We start from the raw sequence: 16,031 nt of genomic DNA on the forward strand, positions 1-16,031 counted from the left end.
GGCAAAAGTTGCCTGCGCGCACTCTGTTCTGGTGTTTATGAAGGCCGGAAGCCGGTTTTCCGGTCAGAGGAAGCCGAAGGCGTAGCCGAGCGGCAGTGCGGCAAGCACCGCCTGCGCGCCGAGCACGGCAAGGTTCTTGAGCGTGAAGGAACCGTCCGACATCAGCGACAGGATGCGGCCGAACGCAGCCAGCGCGAAACCGCCGCCGATGGCCATGTAGATCCAGCTCTGCGCCATCAGCAGCGCGACGATGGCGATCCCCGCATAAAAGCCGCCGGCCGAGCGGACGAAGGCATATCCTTCCCGCGTGCCGTCCCGGACCTGGAGCCCGGCGAGCTTCAAGGCCGTGCCGGGCGCAAAGAGGGCGAAGAGGCCGAAGAGCACGGTCGCGATGGCGGCGCAGAACGCCAGGAACTCGCCCGTCTCGGTGGGGATGTAGAATTCCATCTCGGCGTCTCTCCTTGCCTGCCCGCCGCCCTCTATCGCACAGGCCCGCGACGGGCAGAAGCGCGCCGGGAAAGTTCGCACAACTCTTTGTTAACCACCCATGTCAGAGGAAACTCTGCGGATCGATGTCGAGCTGCACCTGCAGCGAGGCGCGTTCCTTCGGCCCATTGGCCAGCATGGCGCGCAGGAAGGCCTGCATGTCGCTGCCCCGCCGGCCATGCACCAGGAGGCGGAAGCGGTGGCGGCCGCGGATCAGCGCCAGCGGCGCCTCCGCCGGACCGAGGATCGAGATGCCCGAGACCTGCGGTGCTGCCTGCCGCAGCCCCCGCGCATGCGCCTCCGCCTCGCCGCGCGTATCGGCCGAGACGATGACCGAGGCGAGCCGGCCGAACGGCGGCAGCAGCGCCTTCTCCCGCTCGCCGATCTCGCGGTCATAGAACGCCGCCGCATCGCCGGAGACGATGGCCTGCATGACGGGATGGGCCGGCTGGTAGGTCTGGATGAGGCCGTGGCTCTTCAGGCCCGAGCGCCCGGCACGCCCCGTCACCTGCGAAAGCAGCTGGAAGGTCCGCTCGGCCGCCCGCGGATCGCCGTTGGAAAGCCCGAGATCCGCATCCACCACGCCGACCAGCGACATCAGTGGGAAATTGTGCCCCTTGGCGACGAGCTGCGTGCCGATGACGATATCCGCCTCGCCGCGGGCGATCGCCTCCAGCTCCAGCCTGAGCCGCTTCACGCCCATGAGATCGGAGGAAAGCACGATGGTGCGCGCCTCGGGAAAGTGCCGCTCCACCTCCTCCGCAATGCGCTCCACCCCCGGCCCGCAGGCAGCGAGGTGATCGAAGGTGCCGCATTCCGGGCAGGCTTCCGGCGTGCGCTCGGCATAGCCGCAATGATGGCACTGGATCTGCCCGCGAAACCGGTGCTCGACCAGCCAGCTTGAACATTGCGGGCACTGGAAGCGATGGCCGCAGACCCGGCAGAGCGTCAACGGCGCATAGCCGCGGCGGTTGAGGAAGAGCAGCGCCTGCTCACCCTTCTCGATGGTGCGCTGGATGCCGCGCAGCATGACGGGCGACAGGAAGCCGCCGCGCGCCGGCGGGTGCCGCCGCATGTCGACGAGATGCAGGTCCGGCAGCGCCGCATCGCCGTAGCGTGTCGGCAGGTGCAGTTTGCGGTAGCGGCCGACATCGCTGTTGACCCGGCTTTCCACCGAAGGCGTCGCCGAAACCAGCACGGCCGGAAAGTCGCCGATGCGCGCCCTGACCACCGCCATGTCGCGCGCATTGTAAAAGACGCGGTCTTCCTGCTTGTAGGCCGGGTCGTGCTCCTCGTCGACGATGACGAGGCCGAGATTCTCGAACGGCAGGAACAGCGCCGAGCGCGCGCCCGCCACGACCCGCACATCCCCCGTCGTCACCTGCCGCCAGACCTTTTCGCGGATGCGCGGGGCGAGATCGGAATGCCATTCGGCCGGCTTGGCGCCGAAACGATCCTGGAACCGCTCCAGAAAACTCGCCGTCAGCGCGATTTCCGGCAGGAGGATCAGAACCTGCCGGCCCTGCCGCAAGGTCTCGGCGATCGCCTCGAAATAGACCTCCGTCTTGCCCGATCCGGTGATGCCGTCGATCAGCGAGACGGAGAATTCGCCCTTCCGCACGCTCTCGACCAGTTCCGCCGCACTCTCCGTCTGCGGCCCTTCGAGCCGTGGCGCGACATAGTCCGGATCGGGCGGCGCCACGACCGGCGGCGGCGGCAGGAAGACCGTCTCGAACGTGCCCTGCTTCACGAGCCCGTCGATGACGCTCGTCGAGGTGCCGGAGGCATGCGCAAGGCCCGACCGCGTCCAGGGAATGCCGTCCTCGATCAGCTCCAGCACGCGCTCGCGCGCACTCGTCAGCCGCTCCGGCCGGTGGCCGGTGAAGCGCAGCCCCTCGATCATCGGTTCGGGATCGAAGGCGGTGGGCGCGCGCAGCGCCATGCGGGCGACGAGGCCCGGCGGCGTCACCGTGTAGGCGGAGACCCAGTCGAGGAAATCGCGCATCTCCCTGGAAAGCGGCGGGCAGTCGAACACCTTCTCGATGGGCCGCAGCTTCTTCGGATCGACCTTGCCGTCATCGCCGCCGTCCCAGACGACGCCCGGCACCAGCCGCGGCCCGAGCGGCACCTGCACGATCGAGCCCGGCTCCACCGCCATGCCCTCCGGCACCGAATAGGAATAGGGCAAGGGCGTCGGCACCGGCACCATCACGGGCACCGTGCGCGGAAAAAGTTTTTCCCCGAAAAGGTCGGTCGAATCGCTGGTCATCAGGCGCGAAGATGCCCCCGCCGCGACGCGAAGAAAACCGCAAAGATCGCCGCCGTCCTCATTCGTCGTCCCCGGCCATTTCGCCCGTCAGCCGCATGCCGTCGATCCAGGTCGCCCCGTCATTGCGCACGACGCGCTTCGCACGCACGCCGCAGCGTGTCTCCACCTCCTGCGCCAGCCGCTCGGAATGGGTGACGATCCAGAGCTGGCTCGACTGCGCGGCCCGCGCAATCATGTCGGCAAGCGGTGCCAGCATGTCCGGATGGAGGCTTGCTTCCGGCTCGTTGAGCGCGATCAGCGGCGGCGTGCGATAGGAGAGAAGGGCCGCGGCGAGCGCCAGGAAGCGGATCTGCCCGTCCGAAAGCTCGCGCGGCTGGAAGACGCGCTGGGGAAACTGCGGAAACACCAGCCCGTAGGAGGCGAATTCCTCCGGCTCCGGCACGGAAAGCCGCGCCCCGCCGAACGCGTCCGCCACCGCCCGGTCGAGATCGAGCGTATCCTCGCGCGTCCAGGTGAGCGTCGCGAAGACGGCGGCCATGTTCGCCCCGTCCTGATCGAGCAGCGGCGCAGTGACGGCAAGGCAGGGCTGGCGCAGGGCCGAATCGCGATCGGAGCGAAAGCCGTGGAAGAAGCGCCATTGCGAGACGGCGCGGCGGAAGGTGCCGATCTCCGGATAGTGCCCGGCATCGCCGAGCAGGGCGATGGCCGTCTCCGAGGTCAGCGCCTGTTCTGGATGCTCGACCATGCGGCCGGTCTCGTCGCGCACCATGATGCCCGGCCCGGCGCGCTTCATCACCGTCACCGGCCGCCGCCCGGTCTCGATGGTCAGTTCCTCCGCCTTGACCTGCGGCTCGAAGGCAAAGCCCGCGGCGGCTTTCGGCGGTCGCAACCCGGCCTCCACGCGGTAGCGGAAGGTGATCGCACGGTCCTCGTCGAGAAGTTCGGTCTCAAGGCGGATGCGCACCGGCTCGTTCGCCCGCCGCCTGCCCGTCCAGAGCGCCGAGGCCATGCCGCCTTCCGCCGCGATCTCATGGGCGAAGCTACCGCGCACCGCGGCCTGGACCAGCTGGAGCGAGCGGTAGAGGTTCGATTTCCCCGCTCCGTTCTCGCCGACGAACAGGTTCACACGCCCGAGATCCATGCGGATCGAGCGCAGCGAACGGTAGTTTTCGGCAGACATGGAACGCAAAAGCATGATGGTCCCGCAATGGAGGAAGACCCTCTCTATACCAGCCACCGTGTCGACAGGAAGGCGGGCCGCTTTGCCCGGTCTCGACGGGAACGTTAGCAAAACCTTAAGCGGAAATCGCCCATGCTCCGGCAAACGCCAAAGGGCAGGACATGACCGATCTCCTCATCATCGCCGACCCGACACTGATGGCCGAGCGCCAGGGCTGGCTCGCCGCGCTCGCGGAGGAACGGCGGCTTTCCGACAACACGCTGGACGCTTATGAGCGCGACACCCGCCAGTTCCTCGCCTTCCTGACGCAGCACCTTGCCGCCCCGGCGCGCCTCAAGGACATCGGCGACCTGCGGCCGGCGGACCTGCGCGGCTTCCTCGCCGCCCGGCGCCGCGACGGCGCGGGTGCGCGCACGCTCGGCCGCGGCCTTGCGGGCCTGCGTTCCTTCCTGCGCCACCTGGAGCGCAAGGGCCTCGCCAATGCCGCCGGCGCTTCGGCGGTGCGCTCGCCGAAACAGCCAAAATCGCTGCCGAAGCCGCTCTCCGACCGGCAGGCGATCGCCGTCGTCGACGCCCACGAACAGCTGGCCGAGGAACCGTGGATCCGCCTGCGTACCGCCGCTGTCCTGACGCTCCTCTACGGCTGCGGCCTGCGCATTTCCGAGGCGCTGTCGCTGACGCCGGCCGATTTTTCCGGCACGCCGACCGCGCTGCGCATCACCGGCAAGGGCGACAAGACCCGCATCGTGCCGCTGATCGCCCCGGCCCTTGCCGGCGTCGAGGACTACATAAAGCTCTGCCCCTTCCCGCTTGCGGAGGACAAGCCGCTCTTCCGCGGCGCGCGAGGCGGCCCCTTGCAACCGGCAATCATCCAGCGGGAGATGCAGAAGCTGCGCGGTGCCCTCGGCCTGCCGGACAGCGCGACGCCCCATGCGCTGCGCCATTCCTTCGCCACGCACCTGCTGGCCGGCGGAGGGGACCTGCGCACCATCCAGGAACTGCTCGGCCATGCCAGCCTTTCCACCACGCAGGTCTATACCGGCGTCGATTCCGCCCGGCTGCTCGAAATCTACGACCGCGCCCATCCGCGGGCATGAGGCCCGAGGCGTAGCACGTTAAGGGATTGTGAGGGCAACCGGACTAGAGCTTGTCGCACACAAAAGTGCCCAGCGGTTTTGCGAGAACGACAGGCGTAAAATCAAGGCCCTGAAGCGCAGGGGGCGAATCCAGAGGATCGCGACGCGTTTCAGGGCTGCCGAAAAGACAGGGAGTTCGACCATGACAGTCCTTCTTCGCAGACAGCGCCCGGCGCTTGCCGACCGGCTGGCCGATGCCGGCCTCTGGGGGCTGGCCGCCATCCATGTGCTGGTCGCGCTCTCCTTCCTCTTCGTGCTTGCCGCCCTCTCGCCGGCTAGCGCGCAGGAGCCGCCCGTCTGCGGCGGCATCAATCTCCTGGAAAAATTCGAAAAGGACGATCCGGCCGGCTATGCCAAACTGCGGGCCGAGGCCGATGGCGTGCCGAACGGCAAGGGCATCTTCTGGAAGATCGAGAAGGACAGCCAGCCCGCCTCCTGGCTGCTCGGCACCATGCATGTGACGGACCCGCGCGTGCTCGCCATGCCGGAGGCGGCACGCACCGCCTTTGCCGAAGCCGCAACGATCGTGGTCGAATCAGACGAGATCGCGGACGAGAAGAAGGCCGGCGCGGCGATGCTCACCCGTCCCGACCTCACCATGTTCACCGACGGCAGGTCCATCACCGACTTCCTCGACGAGGAGGGCGCAGAGAAACTGGCCGAAGGCCTGAAGCGCCGCGGGCTCTCGCTCGCCGCGGTCGGCCGCATGAAGCCTTGGATGATCGCGAGCTTCGTGGCGCTGCCGGCCTGCGAGATCGCCCGCAAGACGGCCGGCGCCGCCTTCCTCGACCAGCGCCTCGCCAAGGACGCGCTTGCCGAGGGCAAGACGCTGAAGGGTTTGGAAACGCTCGTCGAGCAGATTTCCGCCCTCGATTCCCTGCCGCTCGAACCGCAGGTCCAGGGCCTCGTCCAGACCCTGGAACTCGGCGACACGCTGAAGGACGTCATCGAGACGATGAGCCAGCTCTATCTTTCCGGCGATACCGGCATGATCATGCCGATGATGCGCGCCGCCGCGCCCGAGACGGACGCGGACGCCGAGGCCTATGCCGATTTCGAGCAGCGCATCATCATCGACCGCAACCACACGATGGCGGAGCGCGCCGCGCCGATCCTCGCCGGCGGCAACGTCTTCGTCGCGGTCGGCGCGTTGCATCTTGCCGGCCCGGAAGGGGTCGTGGAGCTGCTGCGCAAGCAGGGCTTCACCGTCACCGTCGTGCCCTGAGCCTCATGGCTCCTGCGTGCGTGAAATCCTGCGGCCGATGCCGGCCAGCATGGTGCGCACGATCAGCTTGTGGAACGGCATGACGGCGGCAAGATAAAGCCGGCCGAGCAGGTTGTTGCGGTGGACGAGCGTCATCACGCTGAGCGTCTGGCCACTCGGCCGGTCCCGTCGAACATCGATGACGATGCGGAAATTGAGATGCCTGTCGTCGAAGCCGAGCACAACCCGGTCGTCGCTCGCGCTGATAACCGGAAAGCCGCCGATCTCCGTCTCCGACGGCACGATCTTCTCGGTCGCCCCTTTCAGGCCGAACGGCCGGACGAGCACGTTGCGCAGCGCCATGAGCCGGCGCACCCAGGCCGGCGGGTGTTCGAGCGCCAGCCGCGCCGCCTCCCGCGCCGTGAGGTTGTCGACGGGCAGGCCCAGCGTGAAGCGATCCGCCCAGTCGGCGGCAGGCAGAAGCGGATGCGGAAGCGAGACCGGTCTCGAAACGGGGGACATGAAGGCCATCCTTTGAGGCCTCCATGGTGCGCCTCTTCGCCGGGCGAAGACAGGCGGCCGGTTGTCGCAGCCGCCTGACCGGATCACATGTGGATCGGCTTGAAGAAGGTCGCGAGCGCGGCTTCCTTGACGGCTTCCGACATGGTCGGATGCGCGTGGCAGGTGCGGCCGAGGTCTTCGGAGGAGCCGCCGAATTCCATCAGCACGGCCGCCTCGTGGATCATCTCGCCGGCGCCGAAGCCGACGATGTGCACGCCGAGCACGCGGTCCGTCTCCTTGTCCGCCAGCACCTTGACGAAGCCGTCCGTCGCCAGCATGGCGCGGGCGCGGCCGTTCGCGGTGAAGGGGAACTTGCCGGCCTTGTAGGCGATGCCCGCGGCCTTCAGTTCCTCTTCCGTCTTGCCGACGGAGGCGACTTCCGGCTGGGTGTAGACGACGCTCGGAATGACGTCGTAGTTCACGTGGCCGGCCTGGCCCGCGAGGATTTCGGCAAGGGCGACACCCTCGTCTTCCGCCTTGTGGGCGAGCATCGGGCCGCGCACCACGTCGCCGATGGCATAGATGCCGGCGACGTTGGTCTGGAAGTGGTTGTCGATCTCGACACGGCCGCGGTTGTCCAGCGCGACGCCGGCTTCCTTGAGGCCGAGGCCTTCGGTATAGGGCTTGCGGCCGGTGGCGACCAGCACGACGTCGGCTTCGATCGTGGCGGCCTCGCCGCCCTTGACCGGCTCGAAGGTCACCTTGGCGCCGGAACCCGCCTTCTCGACGCCCGTCACCTTGGCGCCGAGCTTGAACTCCATGCCCTGCTTGACCAGCATGCGCTGGAATTGCTTGGAGACATCGCCGTCCATGCCGCCGAGGATGGTGTCGAGATATTCGACCACGGTGACCTTGGCGCCGAGGCGGGCCCAGACGGAGCCGAGCTCGAGGCCGATGACGCCGCCGCCGACGACAATGAGGTGGCCTGGCACCTTGTCGAGCGCGATGCCGCCGGTCGAGGAGACGATGACCGTCTCGTCGATCTCAACCGGGACGCCCGGAATGCCGGCGACGTCGGAGCCCGTGGCGATGACGATGTTCTTCGTCTCGAGGACCTGTTCCTCGCCCTTGTCGTTGGTGACGGAGACCTTGCCCGCGCCGAGCACCTTGCCGGTGCCCTGGATGCCGTCGATCTTGTTCTTCTTGAAGAGGAAGGCGACGCCGTCGACATTCGACTTCACCGTCGCATCCTTGTGCCCCATCATCTTGGAAAGGTTCAGCACCGGCTTGACGCCCTCGATGCCGAGCGCGTCCAGACCGTGGGCGGCATGGCTGTAGGTCTCGGAGGCATGCAGCAGCGCCTTGGAGGGGATGCAGCCGACATTGAGGCAGGTGCCGCCGTAGGTCGCACGCTTTTCGACGACCGCGACCTTGAGGCCGAGCTGGGCCGCCTTGATGGCGCAGACATAGCCGCCGGGGCCGGAACCGATAACGATGAGATCATATGCCATGACAAGTCCTTCCTGCGCGGGGGGCTAGCGCCCGCCGCTGACGTTGAGGGCGGCACCCGTCACATAGGACGCCGCATCGGAGAGAAGATAGAGAATGGAATGGGCGACTTCATCGGCCGTGCCCGGCCGCTGCATCGGGATGAGCGACGCCATGTCGCGCGCCCGGTCCGGCAGGCCGCCGGAAGCGTGGATGTCGGTATCGATGATGCCGGGGCGCACGAGATTGACGCGCACGCCCTCCGCGGCGACCTCGCGCGCGAGGCCGACGGTGAAACTCTCGATGGCGCCCTTGCTGGCGGCATAGTCGACATATTGGCCGGCAGCGCCGAGGAGGGCGGCGACCGAGGAGATGTTGACGATGGAACCGCCCTTGCCGCCGTGGCGCGTCGACATGCGGCGGACGGCCTCCTGGGCGCAGCGGATCGAACCCATCACGTTGACGGCGAACATGCGCTCCAGACGCTCGGCGGACATCTCGTCGACGCGCTGCGGCAGCGCGATGATGCCGGCATTGTTGACGAGCCCGTCGAGCCGGCCGAACGTGCCGTCGATGGCGGAGAAAATGGAGGCAAGGCCGAGTTCCGTCCCGACATCGCCGCCGACCGGGATCGCCGAGCCGCCGAGCGCCCGGATGTCGCCGACAACGGCCTCGGCCGCGTCGCGATTGGCGGCATAGTTCACCGCGACCTGCCAGCCGGCGGCACCCGCCATGCGGCAGACGCTGGCGCCGATGCCGCGGCTGCCGCCGGTGACGAGAAGAACGGGAGCCTCCGTCATGGCGCACATCCTTTCCGCCTGAAGACGTCCCAGGGCGCCACGGTCGCCTTGCCGTCGTCCCACAGCGTCGAATAGCGCACCGACGGCCCGAAGCCGGAAAGAAGCAGGGTTTCGGCCGCCGCAACCCCCTCCTCCGGCAGGAGGCCGGCATCGCCGGCGCCGTCGAGCGCGTAGATCACGCCCTCCCAGACGGTGCAGGCGGCGATCTCCTCGCCGGTCACGTCCCCTTCCGGGCAATCGTGCATGACCATGCCGTTCGAGCGGGCGGGCTCGCCCGGCATGACGACGCCGTCGAGCACCACGCCGCTCGCCAGGATCTTCAGCTTGAAATGATGGCTCGTCGCGGCCGCGTCGGAACCGACAGGCTCGAAGGTGAGCTCATAGGCCCCGTCGCGATCCGCATAGAGCGCGCGGTCCTGCCGGCACTCCGCCGCCGAGGCGGCGGTTGCGGCAAGAAATCCGGCAAGGACGAGGACGGCGCGCATCGCTCAGTGGGCCTTTTCCGTGGCGAGCTTGATGCCGAGGGCGATGAAGACGAGGCCGCTCGCCTGGTCGATCCACTGGCTCATGCGCGCGAAGGCCGCACGCATCTTCGGCGTCGTCATGAAGAGCGAGACGCCGACGAACCAGGCGATGAGGCAGGTGGCCATGACGAGGCCGTAGCCGAACTTGATGGCGATCGGCGTATGGGCGCTGACGACCGTGGAGAAAATCGACAGGAAGAAGAAGACCGGCTTGGGGTTCAGCGCATTGGCGAGGAAGCCGAGGCCGAAGGCGCGCAATGCCGATTGCCCGCCCTTGCCGTCTTCGCCGCCCTTCACCGTCTCGACGGAAAGGTCGGCCTTGCCGGCCCTGAGCGCCTTGATGCCGATGTAGACGAGATAGGCGACGCCGCACCACTTCACGATGTTGAAAAGGTAGATCGACTGGGAAATGAGGAGGCCGAGGCCGAGGATCGTGTAGGCGACATGGAACATCAGCGACGTGCCGATGCCGAAGGACGTGACGATCGCCGCACGCCGCCCATGCACGATCGACTGGCGCATCACCATGGCAAGGTCCGCGCCGGGCGAGACGATGGCGAAGGCGAAGATCGCCATCAGCGAGGCGAGTTCGAGGAGATAGTTGCTCATGGAATGCCTGCCTCCTGGAGGATGATCGCGCCCGCCATGACCGCGAGCCCCACCAAAGCGACGGTCCAGACGAGCGAGCGGATATAGGGTACGCCTGCAAGATAGAGCGGAAGATAGACGAGCCGGGCGACGAACCACAACCATGCGCCGGCAAGCCCCCAGCCCGCCGGGTCGCCCGCGATGGCAAGCGCCAGGGCGAGCGCGACGAAGGCCGGATAGGTCTCCCGGAAATTCGCCGACGCGCGCGCGGCGCGTCCGGCGACCAGGCCGGCCGGCTGCCGCGGCTCATCGCGCGGGCCGGCATTCCAGGCGGAGCCAAGCTCCCGTGTCGAGAGCATGCCCTGGAGCCCGATATGGAAGACGAGCAGCGCCACGCTCAATGCCAGAAGCACGAGCATGGGCGAAGACGCTGACGCTGCCGCCTCCATGGGGGTCTCCGCTCAGAGATCGAGAACGAGGCGTTCCGGATCTTCCAGGCTGTCCTTGACGCGCACGAGGAAGGTCACGGCTTCCTTGCCGTCGACGATGCGGTGGTCGTAGGAGAGCGCGAGATACATCATCGGGCGGATGACGATCTGGCCACCGACGACGACCGGACGCTCCTGGATCTTGTGCATGCCGAGGATGCCGGATTGCGGGGCGTTGAGGATCGGCGAGGACATCAGCGAACCGTAGACGCCGCCGTTCGAGATGGTGAAGGTGCCGCCCTGCATGTCGGCCATGGAGAGTTCGCCGTCCCGGGCAGCCTTGCCGAGGCGGCCGATTTCCTTCTCGATCGCGGCAATGCCCATCTGGTCGGCATCGCGCACAACCGGGACGACGAGGCCCTTGTCCGTGCCGACGGCGACGCCGATGTGGCAGTAGTTCTTGTAGATGATGTCCGTGCCGTCGATCTCGGCGTTGACCGCCGGCAGCTCCTTCAGCGCGTGGGTGACGGCCTTGGTGAAGAAGCCCATGAAGCCGAGCTTGACGCCGTGCTTCTTCTCGAAGAGGTCCTTGTAGCGGTTGCGCAGGTCCATCACCGCCGACATGTCCACCTCGTTGTAGGTGGTCAGCATCGCGGCGGTGTTCTGGGCATCCTTCAGGCGCTTGGCGATCGTCTGGCGCAGGCGCGTCATCTTCACGCGCTCTTCGCGCGGCGCATCGGCCTCGGAGGACGGCGCGCGGGCGACGACCTTGGCCGGCTCGGCGGCAGCGGCCGTGGAGGCCGTGATGCCCTTGGCGACGGCGGCGATGACGTCGCCCTTCAGCACCTGGCCGCGCTTGCCGGAACCGTCGACCTGATCGGCCGAGAGGTTGTTTTCGGCGAGCATCTTGGCAGCGGCCGGAGCGGCCGGCATGGCCGAGGCACCGGCAGCGGGCTTGGCCTCGGCGGCGGGCGCGGCAGCAGCGGCCTTCTCCACCTTTTCGGCGGCGGCCGGCGCCGCGGCACCGGCGGATGCGCCTTCGGAGATCTGGCCGAGCAGGCCGCCCGGGGCGACCGTGTCGCCGGCAGCGGCGGTGATTTCCGACAGCACGCCGGCGGCCGGCGCCGGCACCTCGATCGTCACCTTGTCGGTTTCGAGCTCACAGAGCGGCTCGTCGGCCTTGATGACGTCACCGACCTTCTTGAACCAGGTGCCGACGGTCGCTTCGCTGACGGATTCGCCCAGAGTCGGGACGCGGATTTCGGTAGCCATGAGTTGAGTTCCGTTCGTTATATCTTTGTCGCGGTTACTGAAGCAATTCCAGGAAAAGTGTGAAGCGGTTTTCCGTCCGGAATTGCGCGAAAAACTGCCGGGCGGATCAACCGCCCAGCGCGTCCTCGAGGAAGGCGGCGAGCTGCGCAAGGTGCTTCGACATCAGGCCCGTCGCCGGCGAGGCGGCGGCCGGACGGCCGGTATAGCGCACACGCTGGTACTTGGCGTCGATATGGGCGAGCACCCATTCGAGATAGGGGTCGATGAAGGCCCAGGCGCCCATGTTCTTGGGCTCTTCCTGGCACCAGACCATCTCGGCATTGCGGAAGCGCGACAATTCGTTGATCAGCGCCTTGGCCGGGAACGGATAGAGCTGTTCCAAGCGCAGGAGATAGACGTCGTCGATGCCGCGTTTCTCGCGCTCTTCGAGAAGGTCGTAGTAGACCTTGCCCGAGCACATCACGACGCGACGGATCTTGGCGTCCTTCTGCAGCTTGATCGGGCCGTCCTTGATGACCTCGGCATCGTCCCAGAGCAGGCGGTGGAACGAGCTTTCGCCCGCCATTTCCGAAAGCGAGGAGACGGCGCGCTTGTGGCGCAGCAGGGACTTCGGCGTCATCATGATCAGCGGCTTGCGGAAGTCGCGCTTCACCTGGCGGCGCAGGATGTGGAAGTAGTTCGCCGGCGTCGTGACATTGGCGACCTGCATGTTGTCCTCGGCGCACATCTGCAGCCAGCGCTCGAGGCGGGCGGAGGAGTGCTCCGGACCCTGGCCCTCATAGCCGTGCGGCAGGAGGCAGACGAGGCCGGACATGCGCAGCCACTTGCGCTCGCCCGACGAGATGAACTGGTCGAAGACGACCTGCGCGCCGTTGGCGAAGTCGCCGAACTGGGCTTCCCAGAGGGTCAGCGCGTTCGGACGGGCCAGCGAATAGCCGTATTCGAAACCGAGCACCGCTTCTTCCGAGAGCATCGAGTTGATGACCTCGTAGCGCGCCTGGGTCGGCGAGAGGTTGGCGAGCGGGATGTAGCGATCCTCGGTCTCCTGGTCGTAAAGCACCGAGTGGCGCTGCGAGAAGGTGCCGCGTTCGCAATCCTGGCCGGAAAGGCGGATCTTCGTGCCCTCGACGCAGAGCGTGCCGAAAGCGAGCGCTTCCGCCATCGCCCAGTCGATGCCCTCGCCCGTCTCGACCATCTGCATGCGGTTGTCCATGAACCGCTGGATGGTCTTGTGGGCCTTGAAGCCTTCCGGGATCGTCGCGATCTTGCGGCCGACCTCCTTGAGCTGCTTCATCGGCACGGACGTCTTGCCGCGGCGCTGTTCGTCCTGGTTGTCGGCCGAGCGCAGGCCCGACCAGACGCCGTCCAGCCAGTCGGCCTTGTTCGGCTTGTAGGACTGGCCGATCTCGAATTCCGTCTCGAGGTTGGCGCGCCAGTCGGCCTTCATCTTCTCGAATTCACCCTCGCTGATCACGCCCTCGGCAATAAGGCGCGCACCGTAGAGGTTGACCACGGTCTTGTGGGCGCGGATCGCCTTGTACATCTTGGGCTGCGTGAACGCCGGCTCGTCGCCTTCGTTGTGGCCGAAGCGGCGGTAGCAGAAGATGTCGAGAACGACCGGCTTGTGGAACTTCATGCGGAATTCGGTCGCGACCTTGGCCGCGTAGGTCACCGCTTCCGGATCATCGCCGTTCACATGGAAGATCGGCGCCTCGATCATCTTCGCCACGTCCGACGGATAGGGCGAGGAGCGCGAGAAGGCCGGGTTGGTGGTGAAGCCGATCTGGTTGTTGATGATGACATGCACCGTGCCGGCGACGCGGTGGCCGCGCAGGCCCGACAGGCCGAGGATTTCGGCAACGACGCCCTGGCCTGCGAAGGCCGCATCGCCATGCAAGAGCAGCGGCATGACCTTGACGCGCTCGCGCAGCGGGATGATGTCGCCCTCGAAGACCGTCGCCATCTGGTCCTGCTTGGCGCGGGCCTTGCCCATGACGACCGGGTTGACGATTTCAAGGTGCGAGGGGTTGGCGGTCAGCGACAGGTGCACCTTGTTGCCGTCGAACTCGCGGTCCGAGGAGGCGCCGAGGTGGTACTTCACGTCGCCCGAGCCTTCCACGTCGTCCGGCGCGTAGGAGCCGCCCTTGAATTCGTGAAAGACGGCGCGGTGGGGCTTGGCCATCACGTTGGTGAGCACGTTGAGGCGGCCGCGGTGGGCCATGCCGAGCACGATTTCCTTCAGGCCGAGCTGGCCGCCGCGCTTGATGATCTGCTCCAGCGCCGGGATGAGGGATTCGCCGCCGTCGAGGCCGAAGCGCTTCGTGCCCTTGTACTTGACGTCGATGAATTGTTCGAAGCCTTCCGCCTCGATCAGCTTCTGCAGGATCGCCTTCTTGCCCTCGGGCGTGAAGTCGACGCCCTTGTCCGGGCCTTCGATGCGTTCCTGGATCCAGCCCTTCTCTTCCGGGTTGGAGATATGCATGAACTCGACGCCGATCGTCGAACAATAGGTGCGCTCCAGGATCTCGACCATTTCGCGCACGCTCGCATATTCGAGGCCGAGCACGTTGTCGATGAAGATCTTGCGGTCGAGATCCTTCTCCTCGAAACCGTAGTTCGAGGGCGAGAGCTCGTTATAATCCTCGACGGGAACGGCAAGGCCGAGCGGGTCGAGCTTGGCGTGCAGGTGGCCGCGCGCGCGGTAAGCGCGGATCATCATGATGGCGCGCACGCTATCGCGCGTCGCCTGGTTGACGTCGGCCTGGTTGACGGGCGCGCCGGTCTGGGCCGCGACGGCCTCGGCCTTCGCCTGCACCTTCTTCTCCAGCACCTTCTCGACCACGCCCCAATTGCCGTCGAGCGCCGAGACGAGCTCGCCATTGGCGGCAATCGGCCAGTTCGCGCGCTTCCACGAGGCGCCCTTCGCGGCCTTCACGATGTCGGAGGGCTGGTCTTCGAGGGCCTTGAAGAAGGCCCGCCATTCCTCGCCGACAGAGGCGGGATCGGCCTCGTACTTCGCGTAGAGCTGCTCGATATAGGCTGCGTTCGCCCCGTCGAGGAAGGACGTGGCCAGGAATTGTTCGTTGGCGTCTTGTCGTGCCATGGTGTTTCGCGGGCGCCGCGCCCGCCTCCCGAACGATCGTGTTGACCGGGGTTTCCCCCGGCTTGCCGCCCGGCATGACGCCGGGAAGAGACGGATCGGCCGGCATTTTCAGCCGGCCCACCCCATTTTCGTTTCTCAGCCCTTGAGGACTTCGACCAGCGTCTTGCCGAGACGGGCCGGCGAAGGCGAAACGCGGATGCCCGCCGCTTCCATCGCCGCGATCTTGGATTCCGCATCGCCCTTGCCGCCGGAAACGACGGCGCCGGCATGGCCCATGGTGCGGCCCTTCGGCGCGGTGCGACCCGCGATGAAGCCGGCCATCGGCTTCTTGCGGCCCTTCTTGGCCTCGTCAATGAGGAACTGCGCCGCATCTTCCTCGGCCGAGCCGCCGATTTCGCCGATCATGATGATCGAGGTCGTGGCGTCGTCGGCAAGGAACATCTCCAGGACGTCGATGAACTCGGTGCCCTTGACCGGGTCGCCGCCGATGCCGACGGCCGTGGTCTGGCCGAGGCCTTCGTTGGAGGTCTGGAACACGGCTTCATAGGTCAGCGTGCCGGAGCGCGAGACGATGCCGACCGAACCCTTGCGGAAGATCGAGCCCGGCATGATGCCGATCTTGCACTCTTCCGGCGTCAGGATGCCCGGGCAGTTCGGGCCGAGCAGGCGCGAGGAGGAACGGTCGAGGCGCGCCTTGACGCGCACCATGTCGGCGACCGGGATGCCCTCGGTGATGCAGGTGATGAACGGGATTTCCGCATCGATCGCCTCGATGATCGCGTCCGCGGCGCCTGCCGGCGGAACGTAGATCACGGAGGCGTCGGCGCCGGTCTTTTCCTTGCCCTCGGCGACGGAGGCGAAGATCGGCAGGCTTTCGCCCTTCGAGCCGGTCCAGGTTTCGCCGCCCTTCTTCGGGTGGATGCCGCCGACCATCTGCGTGCCGTAGTAGGCGAGTGCCTGCTCGGTGTGGAAGGTGCCGGTCTTGCCGGTCAGGCCCTGAACGAGGACCTTGGTGTTCTTGTTGACGAGAATCGACATGAGGTCAGGTCCTT

At 66.9% G+C, this 16,031-nt stretch carries 14 protein-coding genes; 2 read left to right on the forward strand and 12 right to left on the reverse strand.

The window, feature by feature from the left end; genetic code table 11:
- Nucleotides 1-63: 63 nt before the first annotated feature.
- The 3 genes from WMC41_RS19125 to WMC41_RS19135 form a co-directional block, all read right to left on the reverse strand.
- The gene (locus WMC41_RS19125) at nucleotides 64-447 is read right to left on the reverse strand and encodes a DUF4345 domain-containing protein (RefSeq protein ID WP_432345722.1); all 384 of its coding nucleotides are present in this window, start codon (nucleotides 445-447) and stop codon (nucleotides 64-66) included.
- Between the two features lie 103 nt (nucleotides 448-550).
- On the reverse strand, nucleotides 551-2,755 hold the full coding sequence (locus tag WMC41_RS19130; protein WP_432345724.1) for a primosomal protein N': 2,205 nt from the start codon (nucleotides 2,753-2,755) through the stop codon (nucleotides 551-553).
- 58 nt (nucleotides 2,756-2,813) lie between these two features.
- Nucleotides 2,814-3,950 carry an AAA family ATPase gene (locus WMC41_RS19135; RefSeq protein WP_244769335.1) on the reverse strand — a complete coding sequence of 379 codons (1,137 nt, stop codon included), beginning with the start codon at nucleotides 3,948-3,950 and terminating at the stop codon, nucleotides 2,814-2,816.
- Nucleotides 3,951-4,096: 146 nt separating this feature from the next.
- On the opposite strand from WMC41_RS19135, the gene WMC41_RS19140 reads away from it, so the two are divergent.
- Together WMC41_RS19140 and WMC41_RS19145 are read left to right on the forward strand one after the other, a co-directional pair.
- Nucleotides 4,097-5,032, forward strand: coding sequence for a tyrosine recombinase XerC (locus WMC41_RS19140; protein ID WP_432345726.1), 936 nt, complete (start codon nucleotides 4,097-4,099; stop codon nucleotides 5,030-5,032).
- 181 nt (nucleotides 5,033-5,213) lie between these two features.
- Nucleotides 5,214-6,296 carry a TraB/GumN family protein gene (locus WMC41_RS19145; RefSeq protein ID WP_272806921.1) on the forward strand — a complete coding sequence of 361 codons (1,083 nt, stop codon included), beginning with the start codon at nucleotides 5,214-5,216 and terminating at the stop codon, nucleotides 6,294-6,296.
- 3 nt (nucleotides 6,297-6,299) lie between these two features.
- Here the strand turns inward: WMC41_RS19145 and WMC41_RS19150 are convergent, their stop codons facing one another.
- The 9 genes from WMC41_RS19150 to sucD all read right to left on the reverse strand — a co-directional run bounded on the left by WMC41_RS19150 (nucleotide 6,300) and on the right by sucD (nucleotide 16,017).
- Nucleotides 6,300-6,797 (reverse strand): DUF2867 domain-containing protein, encoded by a 498-nt coding sequence (locus tag WMC41_RS19150; RefSeq protein ID WP_432345728.1) that lies wholly within the window; start codon nucleotides 6,795-6,797, stop codon nucleotides 6,300-6,302.
- An 83-nt stretch (nucleotides 6,798-6,880) separates the two neighbouring features.
- Nucleotides 6,881-8,287, reverse strand: a complete 1,407-nt coding sequence (lpdA, locus tag WMC41_RS19155; RefSeq protein WP_432345730.1) for a dihydrolipoyl dehydrogenase — start codon at nucleotides 8,285-8,287, stop codon at nucleotides 6,881-6,883.
- Nucleotides 8,288-8,311: 24 nt separating this feature from the next.
- The gene (locus WMC41_RS19160) at nucleotides 8,312-9,064 is read right to left on the reverse strand and encodes an SDR family oxidoreductase (protein ID WP_244769330.1); all 753 of its coding nucleotides are present in this window, start codon (nucleotides 9,062-9,064) and stop codon (nucleotides 8,312-8,314) included.
- Nucleotides 9,061-9,549, reverse strand: coding sequence for a hypothetical protein (locus WMC41_RS19165; protein WP_432345732.1), 489 nt, complete (start codon nucleotides 9,547-9,549; stop codon nucleotides 9,061-9,063). The genes WMC41_RS19160 and WMC41_RS19165 overlap by 4 nt, the downstream gene beginning before the upstream one ends.
- A gap of 3 nt (nucleotides 9,550-9,552) precedes the next feature.
- Nucleotides 9,553-10,197 (reverse strand): LysE family translocator, encoded by a 645-nt coding sequence (locus WMC41_RS19170; RefSeq protein WP_432345734.1) that lies wholly within the window; start codon nucleotides 10,195-10,197, stop codon nucleotides 9,553-9,555.
- Nucleotides 10,194-10,625, reverse strand: a complete 432-nt coding sequence (locus WMC41_RS19175) for an MAPEG family protein (protein WP_288081038.1) — start codon at nucleotides 10,623-10,625, stop codon at nucleotides 10,194-10,196. The genes WMC41_RS19170 and WMC41_RS19175 overlap by 4 nt, the downstream gene beginning before the upstream one ends.
- 12 nt (nucleotides 10,626-10,637) lie before the next feature.
- On the reverse strand, nucleotides 10,638-11,876 hold the full coding sequence (odhB, locus tag WMC41_RS19180; protein ID WP_272806927.1) for a 2-oxoglutarate dehydrogenase complex dihydrolipoyllysine-residue succinyltransferase: 1,239 nt from the start codon (nucleotides 11,874-11,876) through the stop codon (nucleotides 10,638-10,640).
- A gap of 106 nt (nucleotides 11,877-11,982) precedes the next feature.
- Complete coding sequence (locus WMC41_RS19185; protein ID WP_432345737.1) at nucleotides 11,983-14,979, reverse strand: 2-oxoglutarate dehydrogenase E1 component; 2,997 nt, start codon at nucleotides 14,977-14,979, stop codon at nucleotides 11,983-11,985.
- Between the two features lie 135 nt (nucleotides 14,980-15,114).
- A complete protein-coding gene (sucD, locus tag WMC41_RS19190; RefSeq protein ID WP_244769324.1) occupies nucleotides 15,115-16,017 on the reverse strand; it encodes a succinate--CoA ligase subunit alpha in 903 nt (300 codons plus the stop codon).
- Nucleotides 16,018-16,031: the final 14 nt, after the last annotated feature.

It is taken from the genome of Shinella yambaruensis, assembly GCF_050859155.1.
Classification (GTDB): domain Bacteria; phylum Pseudomonadota; class Alphaproteobacteria; order Rhizobiales; family Rhizobiaceae; genus Shinella; species Shinella yambaruensis.